A 17,753-nucleotide genomic window follows, 5' to 3' on the forward strand; every position below is an offset into this window, starting at 1 on the left:
CCCGACACCGGCGTGCTTGGAAGACGGAGACGGCTTGGCTCCCGTCTGTATCCGGCGGTTCGCCCTGGCCGGGCAGGCTGCCGGGCTCACTGCCAGCCGGGGCCCGGTACACGAAGCCCGGATGCCGGCGAGGGCGTGGTGGTCAGTTCGCTGACGGGATCCGTGCAGCGATCTCCCGTGCGAGCCGGTCTGCTTGCGGCGAGAGGGGATGCCCGTCTTGGGCGATCGTCAGCAGGAGCTGGAGCAGGTCGTGTGCTTCCTGCAGTGTCAGCAGGGCCAGTCTCTCGGCGCAGTCGTCCATCGGCGCAAAGTCGATCTCGTCGAGGTCCAGGTGATCGTAGTTGTCCATGCCGGGGCCAACTCCCCTACGGGTGCTTGCGTTACGGGCTGGCTCTGCCTGCTTCAACCAGGAGCGTTGCGTTGAGGCAGGCAGAGCCCTTCAGGAAGCCCGTACTCCGTCCGGGTCGCGTTCAGTTGGTGCAGGTGTCGATCATGGAGGAGAGGGCGGTCTTCTCGGCGTCGGTGGTGGCGAGCTTCCAGACCGATTTGATGTGGGTGTAGTCCTTGGCGTAGGTGCACCAGAAGGCGTGGTTGGTGGGTTTCCAGTCGGCGGGGCCGCTGTCGGACTTGGAGGAGTTGGAGGATTCGGAGGCGATGAGGAGCTGGGGGTCTTTGAGGTCGTTGCCGAAGGCTTTGCGCTGGTCGGCGGTCCAGGTGTCGGCGCCGGAACGCCAGGCTTCGGCGAGGGGGACCATGTGGTCGATGGTCGCCTGGGCGACGACGGTGACGGTGGTGTCGTCGTAGGCGGAGTACCAGGAGCCGCTGGCGGGCTGACAGTGGTTCGGCTGGTCTTCGACGTTCTTGCCGTCGCGGGCGAGGACGTCCTGGCGGGTGGTGCAGCCGTCGGGCTGGCTGGACCAGATGTCGAACTTGTCGCGGGCGTAGCCGTCCATGGAGTGCGGGGCGGCGACGGTCAGGGCGGCGAGTTCGGTGCGCGCGGTCGCGGTCGACGGGGGTGCGGGAGGCTCGGCCAGAGCCGGTGCGGCGCAGATGCCGAGGATCAGCAGGGAGGCTGTGGGCAGGCCGAAAGCGGTGCGGCGGAACATGAACTCTCCAAGGAATGTGGGGGGTTGGAGATATGCGTTCCTGAGGAAACCGCACCGCCCACGGAGTGTGCTACGCGCGTCGACAGGGCGTTTCAACCCTTCCACAGTGCCTTCACCTGCCGGTCACCACACCGGCAGTGGACAAAGAGAGATGGGGCGGGCCGGAGTAACCGGCCCACCCCTCTTGCACCGTTGCCGGCCCGGCTCAGGCAGTCCGCGGCGCAGGGCTCAGGTCATCTCAGCGGCGGAAGTGGCGCCGGCCCCATGAGGCGTCGTCGATGAAGCGGCCGTGATCGTTGCGCAGGGTGGCGGTGTCGCGGTCGTTGTTCCACACGTAGGCGCGGCGGTCCTGGTAGACGTCGTGACGGGTGTCAAGGCTGGTCCCCGTGTGGACACGGACCGTTGAGCGGCCGCCCAGGCGGTAGTGGTCGAAGGTGTAGGTGTGACCGTCCTCGTCGGAGAGGGTCCAGCCGTTCAGGTTCACGCTCTGGCGGCCGTAGTTGGTGATCTCCACCCACTCCGCGTTGAGGGAGCGGTTGGAGCGGTCGTCGGGGCCCGGGGAGTCGTACTGCACCCGGCTGATCTCCACCGCCTGGCGGTGGGGACGGTGGTCGGCGGCGGATGCCGGCACGGCGATCGCGGCCGTGATGGCCGCGGCAGTCAGGGCGGCGGCGGTCAGACGACGGGCGGCGGTCGAAGAAGCGGTCACAGGTTCCCCCTGCATGGTGCGGGCGCAACCCAACACGCCAGGTGGCGGGCCGGGTTGAGCGGTGTGCGGGTGGCGGCCGGCCGGCCGCACATTCACACTTTGCCGTCCGGTTCGCCGGGATGTGAACGAGAACCGGGGTCCGTTACCGATCAACCGAACCGTCGTGACACTTGGATGCAACACCCACAGATATCGCGAATGCGCAGTGTTGACGCTCGATCAACCGTCGAATCCACTGCAGGCGCAGGCCACCAAAGCACGTCGACCACGCTTCGCAGCCCGGCCGGCATTCAAGCCGTCACCCGAAAGTGAGTAACAACGTCACCACCCGACCAGCCAATCCGTCTCACGGACAGCAAAAGACCCTGTCCCATCAACTGGGACAGGGTCTTCACAGAGCGCCGGGCAGGCCTTGCACCTGCATTTCCCCGCAGGAAGCGGGGCGTCTTTCCTTGGACCACCAATGCATCGCGAACCGGCATGGCTTCTGCCGATCAGCTCAAGATCAATAATACCAGGTGCATGCCAGCCTCCGAGATCCTGGGCAATCCGCGGACGCAAGACAGGAGCACAACCAAGGCAGGAACCACAGCACGCCGATGCAATCCCGGGCCCGAGGTTCGACGCGCGAGCGCGGTGCATGCGACACGTCCGGCCCACCCGACCTATAACGAGAAGGCGCTAGACCCCAACAGGTTCCGGGAGCTCAAGCGGGTCAGAGCGATACGCAGCCAGCCATCCGGCCGCAGAAAGAGACGGCAGAACTGGAAGCGACCTCGACATCGGCGTTCTGGCTTCCCATCGAGCGTGGGGCAAGGTCGAGTCGAATGGCAGGTCACCATTGCCTGCGATCATGCGCAGGCGGGATGGTTCTTCGGCTCTGCCACCGGGTTGGACGCTGTCTTCGTGAAACGGAACCCCAGCCCCGTCCCCAGACCAGGGGGATCCCCTGACGTCTCGGGCACCACCCCGCTACCAGGACACCAGATTGTCGCCAGGCCACAGAGCGCAGCCCGCTTCCACGCGGGCCAGCTCCCTGCCGATGGACACGAGGACTTCGTCGCGGTCAGCAGGCCCATAGGTCCGGTACTCACCTAACTCCCCGTCGTAGGACCGCAGTGTGCTGTGGGGGCCACAGCACACCAGAGTGCGGTCATGGACCGACAGGTTGAGACTCAGAGCGTCGCAGCCACCGCCACCGATGAGCCGCAGCAGATCACGGGTAACGGTCTCCCAAGCACCGACCCGAGGCCACGCGGCACCACCGCCCAGCTCGTAGGTAAGCGTGGCCAGCGGCACGATCTCCCCCAGCCGGCGGCCACGAGTGAGGCGGTCATAAATCTGCATGCCATCCGGTTGTAGTACGTGCGGGTGCAGCAGCGAGGCTGCGGCCACCAGCGAGGTGTTGACTTCCTGGGCACCAGTCCAAGGGAAATAGGCCTCGTGAGCGAACAGCAGGTACACCTCGCTGGCCGCCTGCTGAGGGCCGTGCTGCGAGTCGGACATAAAGAGCTCCTCCTTCGAAGACGGTGCGTCACGGTACGGGCTGCACTAGGTCTGGCCGAAGAGACCTGGACAGACCAGGGCCCAGGAATCTCTGCACATCGGGCCGTCACGGAACATCGCATCGGCGATCTGCCCAAGCTGCTCCCCCACCCACCCTCGGCGCCCCGGCCCCAAAGCCACTCGAGCGCCACCCTGGACGCAAGCCGCGATGGATGGCCGCCGCAGCCCGCTCCGTCGAGGCGGGGCAGGGCGGAGGGCTAGTGCGCGCAGAGGCGATGGCGCCCGTGCCTTCCATGCCGTCAGCTCACTCGGCAGCCCTGACCAGACCGACGACCACCAGCCCCGACCACCGGTCACAGTCCCAAAACACCGCCGCCCGACGGCCGCGGTCGAGAGCAACCACAGCTTGCAGTAGCTGGCCCGGCCGCTCGGTCTCGCGGTGCGGGGATCAGACACGCGGGCCGTGGACGAGCGGGCCGAACAGAGGATCATCTCTGTAGGTGCAAGGAGCAGGGCATGGCGCTCGTTTTGTGCCACACGATCTTGGGATCAACCCCGCGGGTGCGAACAGTGGCCGCCTTAGGCCTGGTCGCTCCTCCACCCGGGACCATCCCCGCGGGTGCGGGGAGCAGCGGCTCGCCCTCGAAGGCGGCCCCACCCGCCAGGGGCCATCCCCGCGAGTGCGGGGAGCAGGAGGTGACGTCGTGATCCGCAGTCTCGGCTACGGGGCCATCCCCGCCGGCGCGGGGAGCAGTTCGGGTGGGTGCCGTCGATGTAGCCGTCGTGGGGGCCATCCCCGCGGGTGCGGGGAGCAGACCGGCGCCCGGGTCGACGCGTGGCCGTCGCAGGGGCCATCCCCGCGGGTGCGGGGAGCAGTCCGGCGCGGCCTTCTTCTGCGCAGAGTTGCCGGGGCCATCCCCGCGGGTGCGGGGAGCAGTCGCCGGTGTCGAACAAGCCGTTCTGCTGCTGGGGGCCATCCCCGCGGGTGCGGGGAGCAGTCCCTCTAACGCGAGGTGGGCCGGTCCCTGTCGGGGCCATCCCCGCGGGTGCGGGGAGCAGGCACGAGCCGGAGTTGCTGGATCTGCCGATCGGGGGCCATCCCCGCGGGTGCGGGGAGCAGAAGGGAGCAGGCAACCACTGGTCCCCATGGGAGGGGCCATCCCCGCGGGTGCGGGGAGCAGCCGGCTCCCTGACGGGGGCGATACGTTCCGGTAGGGCCATCCCCGCGGGTGCGGGGAGCAGGTCGTCAGCGTCAGACCGCTCTTGGAGTAGAACGGGCCATCCCCGCGGGTGCGGGGAGCAGACTGCCTGACCTGCGACGCTACCGGCCGGGCAGAGCAATTTCATTGACTTTCACCGACTCCGGCAATTCGGATAAACAACAGAGTCGTCCAGTCATTCCCGCACGGCTAGCGCGTCTTGAACGAGAGTTCTCAACGGGGGTGTGAGGTCGGGGTGGTCGCCTCGGGAGGCCGACTGGAGAAGCTCGGCGCACACGACCAGGAGCGCTGTCCGGCCTGATGGGCCGTCAAGCAGTGGGGTGAACTCGCTGCGGATGCGGTCTGCGGTGGGTGGCACGAGTTGGGCATAGGCGTAGAGCAGGGCGGCGTCGTAGCCGCGGGGTGCGCTGCCCCAGCCTTCCCAGTCGAGCAGGGTGGCCTTGGTGGTGAGGTTGGCAGCGTGGAAGTCGCCGTGCGCGCACTCCCAGTGCTCGACCTGGGGTGCGGGCTGACCCGTGAACTGAGGAACGGCGCGGTCGATCCACTCCTGGCGGACGGCGGTGCGGTCCGTGGGGGTCGCTGCGATGGTCTTCAAGGTGGTGCGTATGGTCGCGAACCAGCTGTCGGTCAGGGCGAGTTCGTGATGCAGGACCGGGTTGGACGACAGGATGGGCTCATCGATGTAGCCGGTGAGTTCGGCGCGGTAGGCGTACGTCTTGTCGTTCCAGTCGTAAATCCGGTGCAGGACCGGTTTACGGACAGTAGGAAAGGCGGTCGCGGCTTTCTCTGTGCCTTGCCACAGTTTCCCGCCGGCCGTATCGGCGGGGACGGACAGCAGGCGCAGCCAGCATGGGCCGTGTTCGGGGTGGTCGGCGCGGTGGCCGAGAGTTCGGCCGTGCCACCCCCACGACGGTGGGTCTGTTGTGGTGGCGCCCATAACGCCTGCTGCGAAGGCTGACGCGGCCTCCATGCGGCGCGTGTCGTCGTCAGACAGGGGCGGTAAGTACATCAAGGACCGTCCGGAGTATTGCGGAAGGGATGGCAGGCCTGCCGGTTACGGCGAGGGCGTCGTCCCAGTGTGCCGCCTGCCCGGTGGCCAGGAGCACGCGTTTGACGCCTGGGCACGATGCGGTGGCCGCCAGGCAGGCGGCAGCCACCGGCGCACCGGGGTGTATGAGGTCGGCGATCTCTGCTGTGGCCAGGGACAAAAGCTCCCCGCCGTGCAGCGGGGCCGATGCATGTACTTCCCATCCCAGCTCTGCGGCCTGGGTGATGGGCCCGGTCTGGTTCAGTGCCTCGGTCAGGTGAAGGTCCATCACGAGGCTGACGGGCAGCTGCACGAGGCGAAAATGGTGGTCTCTACTTCCGGCCGCCTCACAGGCCAACTGATCCAGCAATGCCACGGTGAACAGGCCGTCGCTGAATCCCGACCAGGTGGCCACGCCGTAAGCAGTCACCTCGCCGGCGTGTGCAGCCTGCTCCAGCACGGCGAAACTGTCCCGCAGAACGTCGGTCAGCATCTGTCGGTCGCCGCGGTGGTGTTCGGGGTTGTGAACGAACACCGCATCGAGCCGCTCGCGGCCCAGCTCGGTGCAACTGCGGGTGGTCTGCCAACGCACGTAGGCAGGCGCGAGGCTATGCCGGATGTCCGCCGTAGGGATGACGCTGGCGGCGTGCGCGCGCCCAGCGCGGAATCACCGCCCAGTACAACAGGCCCGTCACCAACGAGGACATCCTCAACCACGTACACGACTACGAACGCCGCTGGCAGACCATCAGAAAGCATCAAGCCGAGACCCAGTTCTGAGAGCCGGAGGAGACATGGCTGATCCGACCAGGAACCACACCAGCGCTCGCGGGACTCTATGCAATATCGATGGGCCGGTGAAGGCTCCCGGTCGCGTCCCCGCAGCCGGCACACGACCGGGGACGGCCGCGCGAGGAAGGGGGGTGGAAGGCGCGGACAACAAGGAACAGGGCAGTAGCCGAAGCGGCAGATCTCGCTCGAACCTGGGCTGAGGTTGACCAGCCCGAACGTCGGAACTCCGCACCATAACCAAGGTGCGAAGCTCCTTCATCCACCGTCGCGGCCGCCAGACCAGCGACATAGCGCATGGGCTGTTCGGCGCGGGCGCGGGTTGCCGGCGAAGTCAGGCCGGCCCTGCTGGCCGGGGCGGCACGCGTGGCGGGTGCCTCAGTGCTGGAAGGCTGCTGTCGCCACGGGCACCGCCAGCAGCAGGCTGAGCCCGATCAGGGGCAGCCGGTCCAGCCACAGGACGGCGGCGAACTCACGCAGGGTCGCGGAGAGCCAGTACGCGGGAGAGGTCGGCGCGCCCACGACGTGGGCAAGGACGCCGGCGCGACGGGCCAGCAGAGTCGTGCGGTAGACGTGGAAGCCGCTGGTGACCACCGTGGCACGGTGCCCGGAAGCGGTGCGGTCCATGAGGGCCGCGCTGAAGCGGAGGTTCTGCCCGGTGTTCACGGAACGGTCCTCCCGCACGATCCGGTCGGCGGCCACCCCGCGTGCGCGCAGGTAGTCGGCCGCGTTCACCGCCACCATGAGGGCACCCGCCACCGCGCCTGTTCCCGGGCCTTCGGGACGGGCCTCGTAGGCATTCTGGCCGGGCCACACCGTGGCGGTCCGGGAGCGCTTCTTCCGCGTCGGAATTCTCCCGGCTGATCGGGCTCACGTCGCCGATACCGCAGAGGCAGAGGCTTCGTTGGCGAAGTAAGCAGCGCGGCTCGGGCACAGAAACTCCGGTGTTCCGAGCCTCGCAGATGTCGCGCTTTCTTGGTTGTGTCAACTTGCCGGACTTCTCGTCACTGGATCGATGAAACTCCCGCCGCACACGTGAGCCCGCAGGCGCGGGCGGCCGTGTGGCTGGGGTTTGAGGGGTTCACCGGTCTGGTGAAAGTCCAGGGGCGGGCGGCATTCGCTCAGTGCGGTCTCTGAACGAAGCAAAGCGACGCTAGGGTCACGGCACAGAGCGAGAGAGGAGGACTAGTGGCCCATCAGAGCTTTCTACTCAACAGTGCCAGGCACTTGCGGAATTTGGTGGCTGAAGACGAGAGGGATGTGCAGGCTGCAGAAGAGCGACTCCAATACGCTCAGGCCTCGCTCGAAGACGCCAGGCTGCGGGCGGAGGCCTCTCGTGAGGTCCTGGAGAGCGTTGAGCACCGCTTGAGCACCGTGGTGGGTCCTTCTCAGGACGCACTGTTCGCCGCGCCTGCGGTGGAGGAAGTCGGTGCGACTCAAGCCCCGGTCGTCGACCTGATCCGTGAATTCTTGCGGACGCGGGAAGAGGCAACGACGGGTGAGATCATCGCGTACGTCCGCGTGGCACGCCCGACAACTAATTCGTCCAACGTCAGTCCCGAGTTGAGCCGGCTGATGAAACGAGGCGACCTTGTGCGACCCCGTCAGGGTGTCTACAGCATCGCCTCGTCCGGAGCCTCTCAAGAGGAGCCTGTCTGAGCGAATCCCCGCACAGCGCAAAGCACCGCCGGGTGTCGCCGACGGTGCTGTAGTGCGCGCACATCCTGGAGAATCCAGATCCCCGTCGGTTACGCCCGCGCTTTGCTCACTATAACGAGAGTGCGCGGGCTGTACGGGCGGGGCCGTTTACCGATTCGAAAAGCGGTACACATGTTCGCACGTTGCGTGTGTTCGTCCGGCCCTTTTGGCCTGCTGCACCTTGTTGGAGGCAGGCGATGACCGTCAGTCCGGGGCAGTTCGAGCGGATCCTTCCCACCGGCCGGGCCAGTCTGCGTCATCAGCGCGAGGTGTTTCTCTGCGCGGTCCAGCTCAGCGGCCCGGACCGCCTGGTTGTCAAAAGCACCCAGGTCGCCAAGCTTGCAGGGCTCAGCGGCGACACGGTCACCGAGAGCCTGCGCTTCTTCGAGACGATGGGGATCGTCAGTGGGGCCCGCGGCCGCTACGCGGCTACCGCGGAGGGTGCGGCGCTGGCCGACGTGTGGCTCGAGGACGAAACCCGTGCCCGGGTCATGCTCCATCATCTCGTCCGCGGGCACTGGGCCGCCACCGCCGCCCGAACAGCGCTGGCCCACGGGCCGGTGGAAGCAGAGGCGCTGTCCCAGCACCTGCAGCGGGGACTGACTGGCAATCCTCGGCGTGGTCTGTATCTCGTGGAGTGGCTCGTCCACGCCCTCGTCGCCTACACCGACCGGCACGGGCGCGTTCATGCCCTCAGTTCGGAGACCGCTCCGCCTGGCCTGTCTCTGCCGCTGCAGGCCGCCCCCTCACCGGAGCCCGCCAGCGGCTACGTGATGGGCATGTGCAACGAGGAACTGCGACTGCTCCCCACCGCCCAGTACGTATCCGTGCTGCGCAGTTTCAAGACCATGCTCGATCAGGTGGATGCCGCCCGGGTCTGACCCTGAAAGAGCCCGTCCCCCGGGCAGGCTGCCTGGGACAGGTGCCGTGACCGGCATCCGGCCCGGGCTGTCGCCCTCGTGTGTCGGTGCAGGGCATTCGGCTGTCGCCGGTTCTTCTCCACGTGCCGCGGCAGGCTGCCGGTTGCGGGTATACGCCGCAACCGGCCGGTGCCCGCCGTGACAGCCGCACCTCTGATCCGCGTCCCTCTCTTCATTCTTTCTGCCTGGAGTCGTCATGAAGTGGTTCGAAACACGTCGCCCTGCGTGGGTGACGCTCGCGGCAGCAGTACCGTCCGGGGCGGTGAGGGCGGTCGTCAGCTTCGCCCTGAGCCTCACACGACGCTGAGCCTCACCCGTGCCAACGGCCCGAGCATCGCCACCGCGCGAAGCGGGTTGGTGGGAGAGCAGGGGCGCGGTCGCCGCGGACCGCGCCCGCTCCCCTCGTCCCGCCCTGTTTCCAGGAGGCAGGGCGGCACGCGCCAGGCTCGTCCTGTTCACCAAGTGCGTTGTGCCGGCACAAAAGCGGGTGACGCGCCGTGGGCTGCATGAGGCAGCCGAAGCCGTTGCTGCAGGCAGCTGCGACCGCGCTCGCTGTTTGGGGGTCAGGGGTGTAGCCACTGCCGGGAACGCATCAACGGCGGACAGGCCGCTCTGCCAATGCCTTGACGTGACAGGTGCCACGGGACTGCAGGTCCTGGTGGGGTGGGAGACATCGCTTCGTTCCCAGCTGGCTGGCCGGCTGGGCTTGTTGGTGTCTGGGAAGCGAGGAGAAAGACTGCGGCTTGCGCCCGGGCAGGCGGCCGCGTGTGTCAGGGCCGGCCTACCCGCCCCAGCCTGCCGGTCGCGAAATCCTGCGGCGTGTAATCGGAGCCCCGTTCAGCAGCTTTGATCGCGTCGGCGAAAGTGGCTGCGCGCTCCGCGGTGAGGCGGCCACCGCGGACCATCTCCGACAGGAGCTTGTGCGTACTGAAGGGGGTGATGCCGTGCGCGGTGGATTCGATGCGCGCATTGTAGTCCTCGCACAGCAAGTAGGAATCGGTGTGCTGCAGGCGTTCAGTCATTGCCATGATCACCGACTCGGCCCAGTGTTCTGTCTGATGCCTCAGGCTCCGGCCGCTGCGGAGAATGTCCTGGATTTCCAGCACTCGCGTTGGCTCGACGAGTTGGCTGGTATCCACGACCTCGCCGAGCCATTCGAGCTGCCTCAGGGCGGCTGTCGCCAGTGCGGCAGGCCCTGGGTCTCCATATTCGGCCAGTCCTTGCAGCTCGTCGTACACAACGTCGAGCAAGACGCGTCTTTCAGTGCTGAGTTCAGTGTGGACTGCCCGGCGCAGGCCGTCATCGGTGGCCAGGGACAGCAGGGCCGACGTGTCGATGAACCACACCTTGCGCCTGGGCGGTACGGGCACGGGTGCCGTCACCGTGCCGGCCGGTGTCAGGCGAGTACCTCGGATTCTTCTTCCATCACCGCATCCCAAAGGGCGTCATCGTCGTCGCGTTGGAGCAGGGTCGCAACGACGCCCAGGCCGACGCGCTGGCTGCGGGCAGCTTCCACTGCGGCGCTCAACAGCCGCTCGGGTGCCCTGACGGTGCGCCGTACGGTGATGCCTGCACCGGTGGGTGCCACTGAGCCGTGTCGGGCGACAAGATTGTGCGCACCTTGCTGGCGCAGGAGCACTCCTTGGTCGTAGGGGAGCAGTCCCATGACCCCCAGTTGGTAGATCAGGGCGGCCAGGGAGACGCCGAACTGCTCCATCAGGGCCACCAGACTGCGTTCAGTGACGCGTCCTTGGCTCAGCCAGCGCAACGTGTCACGGATGCCCTCTTCCGGCATCAGGAGATGGCCGGCGAAGGCGTTCACTCGTCTTTCCTGCAGATCGTCGGCGAACATGTCCCGTTCGCCTTCGTTGATGACGTCGCGCGGGTCACCCAGAAGGTGGTGGCCGAATTCGTGGGCCAGGGTGAAGCGGACGTGGCCTTGGGAGAAGTCTGTGCTGGCGACTATGAGCGCCACGCCATCACCGTGTACGCATAGTCCGTCGGTTGCTGTACCCAGCGGGGAGAGGGCAACGTCCACCGCGAAATGCCGTTCGATCAGCCCGGGCAGGTCACCGAGTTCGTAGTAACCCAGGCCAAGGTCTCGGCGGACCTGCTCGGCGAGGTGCCTGCCCTGGCGTTCCGCCTCGGAGCGGGTGCGGGGGCGCTGAAGAAGTTCCTTGCGCGCGAAATCGAGAACCGCTGTGCCTGCTGCAGTTGATGACGAGGGGCGTGGCTGGAACCGCTGGGAGAGGATGTCCTCGACCTCGAGGAGTTCCAGCGCACGGCGCTTGGCGTCGTTGTCTGCATCTGGCGTGGTGTCTTTGGCCAGGCGGTGGGCCATGGCGAGGGTGGGGCGGGCCGGTTGGCCCAGGAGGTGGGCGATCGTCACCCCGAGGGCGGAGGCGAATTTGGGGAGTTCCCTGACGCTGACCTTGCGGCGGCCGTTCTCGATCTTCGAGACCTGATCCTTGCCGAGACCGACGAGTTCTCCCAGCCCCTCCCCCGTCAAGGCCCGGCGCCGCCGGGCGTCGCCAACCCGTCGCCCCACCTCGGCGGGCGTTGCAGCCAATGGTGTGGGCACCTCGGACGGTGACAGATCCAGGGCTTCCAAGCCGGTGAGCCTGTCGTTCATGACCGCCTCCCTTCGCGCCACAAAGTCTGTACTGACCAGTATTGCGGCCGGCCGCCAAAATCGCAACTATATCTACAGGCGAGTTGCGATGACGAGGCCCGTGGTTTCCACCGCTTTCGACGGAGGCCGACGGCCAGCCGTAGGCCGTCGCTCTCGGCCAGTGGGTCCGCCGTCCCGTCGACACCCAGGCCGCGGACCGCTTCCTTTCGGGTGCCGCCAAGACCGTGGCTACTGCTGCCGGACAGCCATGTGGCCCGGCAGCAGCCGCTCCCGTCCATAGAGTTTCGCGGACGACAGCACGCCCCTGCATGAAGGCTGCCGATGACCTGCCGGTCACGGCACTCGTGAGTCCGCCCGGCATACAGGTGGTCCGGGGACGCTGCGGGGCAGGCCGCCCCGGCCATCACCGCCGCAGCAGAGCCGAGTCGCAGCTCCAGCAGGGGAATTCAACCCGCCGCTGGCCGGTCCCCCACTGCCCCGGCCGGTACGATCACACTGCGAGGCGGGCAACTCGCCCGCGCCGCGCCATCGGGACAAAGGACCGGGGCAGCAACGTGTGCAGGCATGCCCCAAAACGTGTCAACACGGTCGGCGGAATCGCTCCGGCCCGGGCCAGGGGCCGCCCGGGCGCCCCGAGTTCACCGTACGGCGCCCACAAGGCGAGGGGGCACAGTACACCCCAGCCGCAAGGCATGAGCATCTCTTTCGCGAGCTGGCGGGTGCGGCACTAGGCTGCCGGAGCCGGACAACGGGACAGCGACAGGACCTGACGGGTGGACGAGGCGGAGCGCGCGGGAATCCCCGCAAGCGCTCACAAGGAACGTGCGAGCTATTTCGCTCTGGGGCTACTCGCCAACAGCGCCTTCTGTCATCTGCAGGATCCCCACCTGGACTACGACTGCCTCGACGTCACCGTGCTGGGATCGGGCCCCTTCAAGGTCAGAGGACCGCGGTTCGACGTACAGCTCAAGTCCACAAGTTCCGCGCGGAAGCTGGGCACCGGCGATTACGCGATCACCCTGCCGGCAGCGCAGTACCAGCATCTCCGCCGCCCGGGCTACGCCCCGATGCGTCTGGTCGTCCTGATCCTGCCGACAGGCGTGGAAGTACCCCAGACCAGAAGCGTCAACGGCCACCTGATTCTGGACGGCGTCATGCTGTGGTCTGATCCTGCCACCTGGGAGCCCCTTCCTCCTGGCCAGAAGTCCGGCACAGTGGCCCTCGAACGCAAAAACGAGTTCACAGCCGAGTACATCAGAGAGATGATCAAGCACGAGGGAAACGGAGGTGGCCGGTGAGTAGCGCGGACTTCGATCCAGGCGCCTTTCGCGCCCTGATCCCGTCGGTGTCCCCTTCGCTTCTCTCGGATTTTCTCAGCTCTATCGGCTGGGAGCTGACGGAACGCCATGAGGGTCTGCTGGAATACTGGATGGCGCCCGATGAGAGCGATCACTCTCCTCACGGGCGCATGCTTCTTCTCCCACTGAACGAGGAGATGCGCGATTTCGAGCGCAGGCTCGTGGAGTCACTGGCGGAACTCGCATTCCATTTTAATGACGACGCGCCGCACCTGCTCGAGCGGATCGATCGATTGAATTGGGACACTCTGGTTCTCCGTTCAGATTTCATTGGCCGCGAAGAATCAATGAGGCTCGCCGAAGCAGCGGGCATCCTCAACGCGGGCATGGAAATGATGAGGATTTCCGCCCTTTACACATTCAATCCTCACCGAACCAAATGGAACAACCGGAGTCCCAAGGTTTCGGCCTATCTGGACGAGGGCGTGCGGCTTGGTCACACCGAGCGCGGCAGCTTCACTTTCCCGATCTTTTCGCGCATCGGAGCACGCCGCGACGCCGAGGCGAGCTTCGGCCGTCGCGTCATGTCGAACCTCGCCCAGGCACTGGAGAGAGTGCACCACTGGCGCGGCGACGGACCCCGGGAGCGGGAAGATAATTCCCTCTTCGATCTGGAAATCGCCAAGCAATTGGCTTCCATTCCACATGCTCCGGGCGGGAATCTTCTCAGCATTTCGTTCCGGTGGTCTCCATCGCGTTCGCTGCAGGCTGATCACTCCTCTGATCCTCTCCACTTCAGCAGCCGCTCTATAGAGGAGCTTAAAAAAACCACGCGACGGCTGGACACGCTGCGGAAAATTGAAGCATCCGAGATCGATACGGCTGGAGTGAAGATGAAGCCTCCTCCCCCGCTGGGAGGCTGGCAGTCTTCTATGCCCGTGATGCATTCACCTGTGTCTCAGGATTCTGTGACATTCATTTCTGGTCTGGTCGTAAGTGTCGGCTTGGACGATCGGAACAGGGAAAATGAGGAGAGCCCGTACTTTGTTGTCCTGCGGACCGACGAAGGCGATGTCTGGATCTGGGTCGACGCGGAGGACCATGCCTTCGCATTGAACGCACGCCAGAACAATCAGGCCGTGAGGGCTGAAGGGACTGTTCTGCCTGGGGACCGCAAAACGTTGCGCGGTTCCCTTGTCCGTCCCCCGGGCATCACTGCCGGGCATGACGGAAGCAGCGACTGATCACCCGCAGCCGTCCTGAATCTGCCTCGGTCCGGGCGGCGTCGCCGGGTGCCGCTCCGCCAGAGGCGGCGTCTGTGACGGGGCCTGGCGGGCGGGCATCTGCACAGTGGACCGGCAGCCTCAGCGGATCTGCGCCCGCTGCCAGAGCAGTGCGTGCCGACGCGGCTCGTCTTGGCGAGGCCGCCCGTATCTACCGCGGTGGCTCCAGGGCCCAGCGGCGCCAGGCGACTCCTTGCCCGTCGGGAACTCCGGTCATCGGCACATCGGCCCGGTTCTCGCGGTGAAGAACGTGCACGCCGCCATCGCACCGGCCGGCAGGGCATCTAACCGGCCGCCACGACTGGCCAGGTGCCCTCAGTGCGGCAGTCGACGAGCGTGCGGGTCCGTTTGGCGGGGGCGGGATTTGGATGCCGGGGGCGGAACGGCTGATGATCGGTGACCACTTGCCGGTGTGGAACGTGGTTGCTGTTGGGTTCGGCAACCACTTCCCCGGCAGGAGCAGGCCGAGTCCGCGGTCGTCCTGGGACGAACTGCATCCGGGCCGCTCCTGGGCCACGGAGCAGCAGTCGGCCAGGCTGAGCCGCGCAGAGCTACGCAAGGCGGTTCGGGAGCATTTCAAGAGGGCAGCCGCGTCGTAGTTGCCGCCCGCGCTTGCTGGCGGCCTCGGCGGCCGGGTGTCCGGCCTGAGGAGGCCGAAGCCTCTGCTCGGTGCCCGGCCGCCAGCTCGACGCGGCTGACGGCCGACGCATCATCCCAGGACCGGCGAGGGACCCGCTGCACGTATCGCCTCTTGAGCTGGCGCCGTCCGGACGACAGGCGGTGGCGCGGGCGGTACGAAGCAGACCCGCGTGAGGGGCGGGGACCGGCCGCCCGGCCATAAGCGGCGAAATGCACCCCGTCCTGTGAGAACTTCGCAAAGGGTCGGGCAGGCTTGCTGCCGCGGGGGGATCGCGGGGCCGTCGGCTCAGGGTTCGATGAACGTCAGAGTCTGGGCGTCGAGGTCGAGTTCGAGGTGACCGGCGCCATGTTTGCGCAGCTGTCGCCAGGCGGTGTAGCCGGTCATGATGGCTTGTTCCCAGTCGGCGGCGCGCAGGACGTTCACTTCGAGGTGGGCGGTCATGTGGTCGATGGTGATGAGTAGTTCGTGGTCGACGTGGCGGAGGTTCTCGAAGTACTGGTGGCGGCTGGCGTAGGAGAAGACTAGTGCGCTGATTCCTTCTTCGATGGCGATGGCGCGGCCGCCGTCTTCGGCTTCGTCGATTCCGGGGCGGCTGCGGCGTTTGCGGTCGAGGAGGAAGCGGGTGACGGGCGACCAGCCCAGGACGGCTGCGTGGGCGAGGTGGAAGGCGTCGTGGAAGCGGTAGTCGTCTTCGATGTGGCTGGCGCTGGTGAGTGGATCGCCGGCAGGGGTTCCGTCCTCGCGGGTCAGGGTGATGACGGTGCGTCCGTCGGCTTGGGGGGTGGGGGTGAAGGTGACGGTGGTGCGCCGGGGCAGCTGTTCGTGCGGGGGGTAGTCGGCGTCGAAGTGGGGGCGTTGGTCGTCTGGGGTGGCGCGCCAGCGGTCCTTGGTTTTCTCCAGGCTCGCGGCGGCAATGTCCTCGAGGTCGAGGCCGAGGAGGTGGGCGAGGGTGGCGGTGTACCAGAGGACGTCGCCGAGTTCCTCGCGCAGTTGTTGTTTGGAGGGGCTGGCGTCGGCTCCGTCGCGCAGGCGCTTTTTGTAGGCGGTGGCGACGGAGCCGGTTTCGCCGACGAGTCCGAGCAGCGGTATGAGGACGGGGTCGGTGCCGTCGGCGGGGGGCTGCAGGGTTTTGAGGGCTGCTTGCTGATAGCGGGCGAGATGCACGCACACTCCCGTGAAGGATCTTCCAACAAGGTTGTCGGTTTTCCCGACATCGCTTTACAGTAGGTCATGCAGGGCCGGGTGTCCGGGAGTTGTGTGAAGGAAGGGAAAGCGGAGCATGCCGTCGCACAGCGTCCAGGAGATCGTGGACATCGTGATCGATTTCCTCGCCGCGTACCAGGACCGGCCGGTCCAGGAGGTGTACGAGGAACTGGCGTCCCGGGGAACGGACTTGCCGGTCGACTCCGTACTGATCATGGAAATACTGGCGCGCGTCGAGGAACACTTCGGCGTGCGCATTCCTGCCGATGCCGAGGCCGGGCGCTCCCTGCGCTCGGTGTGGGCGTTCGCTGAGACCGTGCACGAGACCATGCAGAAGGCCAAGGAGCCCCAGCCGTGAACGACAACGCCCCCTCCCCAGCAGAGGATGCCGACCGGCGCGCCCGCCTGGGCCAGCGGCTCAAAGGCACACGCGAGTACCTCGGGCTGTCCCAGCAGCAGGTCGCGGAGCGCACCGGCATCGTGCGCTCGGCGGTCAGCGACATCGAGCGCGGACTGCGCAAGGTGGAAGTGATGGAGTTGCAAAAGCTCGCCCGCCTCTACCGGCTGCCGGCCTCCTACTTCCTGGACGAGGAGGAATCGGCCGACGCGGGAGAACACGCGCTGGCCGGCCTTCCCCGCACGGGACGGCCTCTCAGTGAAGGCGATCGCATCGAGGTGGCGAAGTTCATCCAGTATCTGCAGGCGCGGCGCCAGGCGGAGGAAGACCAGACGGAGCCGGTGTCCCCGGCCCCGAAGGGCCGTGCGTGAGCTGGAACAACGCGCATGGCGCTGCGATGATCGCGGCCGCCCAGGCCCACGAGGCGCTTACGACGGCAGGTGACGGGTACATCGATGTCTTCGGTGCGCTGGGCTGGGCCGGGGTGGAGGTGATGGGGCGCAGGCTGGGCGGTCTGCTGGGCCTGTACGTGGACGGGAGCAGCGGCGTACCTGGGTGTCTGCTCAACACGGGCCTGGAGGAGGTGGCCATGCGGCATACGGCGGCGCACGAGCTGGGTCACCACCGCATGGGCCACGGCACCAGCATCGACCATGAGGAGCAGTCGTCGGGGCGTTGGGGTGAGGGCTGGCCCCAGCACGAGAAGGAGGCGGAGGCTTTCGCGTCCTGGTTCCTGATGCCCCGCCCGGCCGTCCGGGCCGCGCTGGCCCGCTGCGGCCTGCAGCGTCCCGGATCTCCTCTGGACGTGTACCGGATGGCTCGGTGGCTGGGCACTCCGTATGCCACCACGGTGCGTCATCTGGTGCGGCTGAAGATGATCGACCGGTCCGCCGAGAGCGTGTGGCTCAAGTACTCCCCTGCCGTACTGAAGGCGGAACTCACCGGCAGTCTGCCGCTGCTGGGGCCGCACGCTCATGCCCACGTCCTGACGCCTGCTGCCCATGACGCCCTGCTGCATGTGGCCATCGGTGACTGCCTGCTGCTGGATGTCCCGACCGCCGCGTTTGACCGTCTGCCCTCCGGTCTGACTGCCACCCCGCCGGATGACGGCAGTCAGCTGCCCCTGCCCGCTCTTGCCCCGCAGCGGTCCGGCGTCGCATGGGTGAGCGAGGACATGGCGGGCGACACCCGCGTCACCGCCACGACGCAGTCCTGGGGTCTGTTTGGGGTGACCCTGCGGCGCACCCCTTGCCGCGAAGGCTCCGACATCTCCTGGGCCTGAAGCGCTGTCTGTCTGCACTCCCGACGCTTGTCGATCAAGGAGC

General features: G+C 67.0%; 18 protein-coding genes and 1 CRISPR repeat array. Of the genes, 8 read left to right on the forward strand and 10 right to left on the reverse strand.

Features of this window, described 5'->3' with window-relative positions:
* Positions 1-142: 142 nt before the first annotated feature.
* The 7 genes from ACFWI4_RS29025 to ACFWI4_RS29055 form a co-directional block, all read right to left on the reverse strand.
* Positions 143-349 (reverse strand): DUF6417 family protein, encoded by a 207-nt coding sequence (locus tag ACFWI4_RS29025; RefSeq protein ID WP_387201970.1) that lies wholly within the window; start codon positions 347-349, stop codon positions 143-145.
* Between the two features lie 121 nt (positions 350-470).
* Positions 471-1,106 (reverse strand): DUF1524 domain-containing protein, encoded by a 636-nt coding sequence (locus ACFWI4_RS29030; RefSeq protein ID WP_387201973.1) that lies wholly within the window; start codon positions 1,104-1,106, stop codon positions 471-473.
* A 238-nt stretch (positions 1,107-1,344) separates the two neighbouring features.
* Entirely contained in the window at positions 1,345-1,815 is a 471-nt protein-coding gene (locus tag ACFWI4_RS29035; RefSeq protein ID WP_387201976.1) for a lamin tail domain-containing protein, read from the reverse strand.
* A gap of 972 nt (positions 1,816-2,787) precedes the next feature.
* A complete protein-coding gene (locus ACFWI4_RS29040; protein WP_387201979.1) occupies positions 2,788-3,321 on the reverse strand; it encodes a hypothetical protein in 534 nt (177 codons plus the stop codon).
* A 545-nt stretch (positions 3,322-3,866) separates the two neighbouring features.
* A CRISPR array of direct repeats spans positions 3,867-4,624; the repeat unit is 28 nt; unit sequence GGGCCATCCCCGCGGGTGCGGGGAGCAG.
* Between the two features lie 92 nt (positions 4,625-4,716).
* Positions 4,717-5,478 (reverse strand): hypothetical protein, encoded by a 762-nt coding sequence (locus tag ACFWI4_RS29045; protein WP_387201982.1) that lies wholly within the window; start codon positions 5,476-5,478, stop codon positions 4,717-4,719.
* 49 nt (positions 5,479-5,527) lie between these two features.
* Positions 5,528-6,160, reverse strand: a complete 633-nt coding sequence (locus ACFWI4_RS29050; RefSeq protein WP_387201985.1) for a hypothetical protein — start codon at positions 6,158-6,160, stop codon at positions 5,528-5,530.
* Between the two features lie 575 nt (positions 6,161-6,735).
* Complete coding sequence (locus ACFWI4_RS29055; RefSeq protein ID WP_387201988.1) at positions 6,736-7,116, reverse strand: YdcF family protein; 381 nt, start codon at positions 7,114-7,116, stop codon at positions 6,736-6,738.
* A 429-nt stretch (positions 7,117-7,545) separates the two neighbouring features.
* Between ACFWI4_RS29055 and ACFWI4_RS29060 the strand changes: the two genes are divergently transcribed.
* Positions 7,546-8,016, forward strand: coding sequence for a hypothetical protein (locus tag ACFWI4_RS29060; protein ID WP_387201991.1), 471 nt, complete (start codon positions 7,546-7,548; stop codon positions 8,014-8,016).
* A 236-nt stretch (positions 8,017-8,252) separates the two neighbouring features.
* Positions 8,253-8,936 (forward strand): hypothetical protein, encoded by a 684-nt coding sequence (locus ACFWI4_RS29065; RefSeq protein WP_387201994.1) that lies wholly within the window; start codon positions 8,253-8,255, stop codon positions 8,934-8,936.
* 809 nt (positions 8,937-9,745) lie between these two features.
* Here the strand turns inward: ACFWI4_RS29065 and ACFWI4_RS29070 are convergent.
* Both ACFWI4_RS29070 and ACFWI4_RS29075 read right to left on the reverse strand, forming a co-directional pair.
* Positions 9,746-10,345: a hypothetical protein gene (locus tag ACFWI4_RS29070; RefSeq protein ID WP_387201997.1), complete on the reverse strand. Its 600-nt coding sequence runs from the start codon at positions 10,343-10,345 to the stop codon at positions 9,746-9,748.
* 26 nt (positions 10,346-10,371) lie between these two features.
* Positions 10,372-11,607 (reverse strand): helix-turn-helix domain-containing protein, encoded by a 1,236-nt coding sequence (locus ACFWI4_RS29075; RefSeq protein ID WP_387202000.1) that lies wholly within the window; start codon positions 11,605-11,607, stop codon positions 10,372-10,374.
* Positions 11,608-12,380: 773 nt separating this feature from the next.
* Here ACFWI4_RS29075 and ACFWI4_RS29080 point away from each other — a divergent pair.
* The 3 genes from ACFWI4_RS29080 to ACFWI4_RS29090 all read left to right on the forward strand — a co-directional run bounded on the left by ACFWI4_RS29080 (position 12,381) and on the right by ACFWI4_RS29090 (position 14,787).
* Positions 12,381-12,905, forward strand: a complete 525-nt coding sequence (locus ACFWI4_RS29080; RefSeq protein WP_387202003.1) for a DUF4365 domain-containing protein — start codon at positions 12,381-12,383, stop codon at positions 12,903-12,905.
* Positions 12,902-14,149, forward strand: coding sequence for a hypothetical protein (locus tag ACFWI4_RS29085; protein WP_387202006.1), 1,248 nt, complete (start codon positions 12,902-12,904; stop codon positions 14,147-14,149). The genes ACFWI4_RS29080 and ACFWI4_RS29085 overlap by 4 nt, the downstream gene beginning before the upstream one ends.
* Positions 14,150-14,556: 407 nt before the next feature.
* Positions 14,557-14,787, forward strand: coding sequence for an Eco29kI family restriction endonuclease (locus tag ACFWI4_RS29090; protein WP_387202009.1), 231 nt, complete (start codon positions 14,557-14,559; stop codon positions 14,785-14,787).
* Between the two features lie 326 nt (positions 14,788-15,113).
* Here ACFWI4_RS29090 and ACFWI4_RS29095 read toward each other — a convergent pair whose 3' ends face one another.
* Positions 15,114-15,992, reverse strand: coding sequence for a nucleoside triphosphate pyrophosphohydrolase family protein (locus ACFWI4_RS29095; protein WP_387202012.1), 879 nt, complete (start codon positions 15,990-15,992; stop codon positions 15,114-15,116).
* A 115-nt stretch (positions 15,993-16,107) separates the two neighbouring features.
* Between ACFWI4_RS29095 and ACFWI4_RS29100 the strand changes: the two genes are divergently transcribed.
* From ACFWI4_RS29100 to ACFWI4_RS29110, 3 genes are read left to right on the forward strand one after another with little or no spacing between them, the layout of a single operon-like run.
* The gene (locus ACFWI4_RS29100) at positions 16,108-16,389 is read left to right on the forward strand and encodes an acyl carrier protein (RefSeq protein WP_387202015.1); all 282 of its coding nucleotides are present in this window, start codon (positions 16,108-16,110) and stop codon (positions 16,387-16,389) included.
* Complete coding sequence (locus ACFWI4_RS29105; RefSeq protein ID WP_387202018.1) at positions 16,386-16,799, forward strand: helix-turn-helix domain-containing protein; 414 nt, start codon at positions 16,386-16,388, stop codon at positions 16,797-16,799. The genes ACFWI4_RS29100 and ACFWI4_RS29105 overlap by 4 nt, the downstream gene beginning before the upstream one ends.
* Complete coding sequence (locus tag ACFWI4_RS29110; protein WP_387202021.1) at positions 16,796-17,710, forward strand: ImmA/IrrE family metallo-endopeptidase; 915 nt, start codon at positions 16,796-16,798, stop codon at positions 17,708-17,710. The genes ACFWI4_RS29105 and ACFWI4_RS29110 overlap by 4 nt, the downstream gene beginning before the upstream one ends.
* Positions 17,711-17,753: the final 43 nt, after the last annotated feature.

The sequence above is a fragment of the Streptomyces sp. NPDC127038 genome, from assembly GCF_042725875.1.
Lineage (GTDB): Bacteria > Actinomycetota > Actinomycetes > Streptomycetales > Streptomycetaceae > Streptomyces.

Excerpts from the sequence above, each read along its gene's own strand:
- ACFWI4_RS29075 (WP_387202000.1), bottom strand. The coding sequence starts at position 11,607 with ATGAACGACAGGCTCACCGGCTTGGAAGCCCTGGATCTGTCACCGTCC.
- ACFWI4_RS29040 (WP_387201979.1), bottom strand. The coding sequence starts at position 3,321 with ATGTCCGACTCGCAGCACGGCCCTCAGCAGGCGGCCAGCGAGGTGTAC.
- ACFWI4_RS29030 (WP_387201973.1), bottom strand. The coding sequence starts at position 1,106 with ATGTTCCGCCGCACCGCTTTCGGCCTGCCCACAGCCTCCCTGCTGATC.
- ACFWI4_RS29100 (WP_387202015.1), top strand. The coding sequence starts at position 16,108 with ATGCCGTCGCACAGCGTCCAGGAGATCGTGGACATCGTGATCGATTTC.
- ACFWI4_RS29025 (WP_387201970.1), bottom strand. The coding sequence starts at position 349 with ATGGACAACTACGATCACCTGGACCTCGACGAGATCGACTTTGCGCCG.
- ACFWI4_RS29065 (WP_387201994.1), top strand. The coding sequence starts at position 8,253 with ATGACCGTCAGTCCGGGGCAGTTCGAGCGGATCCTTCCCACCGGCCGG.
- ACFWI4_RS29045 (WP_387201982.1), bottom strand. The coding sequence starts at position 5,478 with ATGGGCGCCACCACAACAGACCCACCGTCGTGGGGGTGGCACGGCCGA.
- ACFWI4_RS29090 (WP_387202009.1), top strand. The coding sequence starts at position 14,557 with ATGCCGGGGGCGGAACGGCTGATGATCGGTGACCACTTGCCGGTGTGG.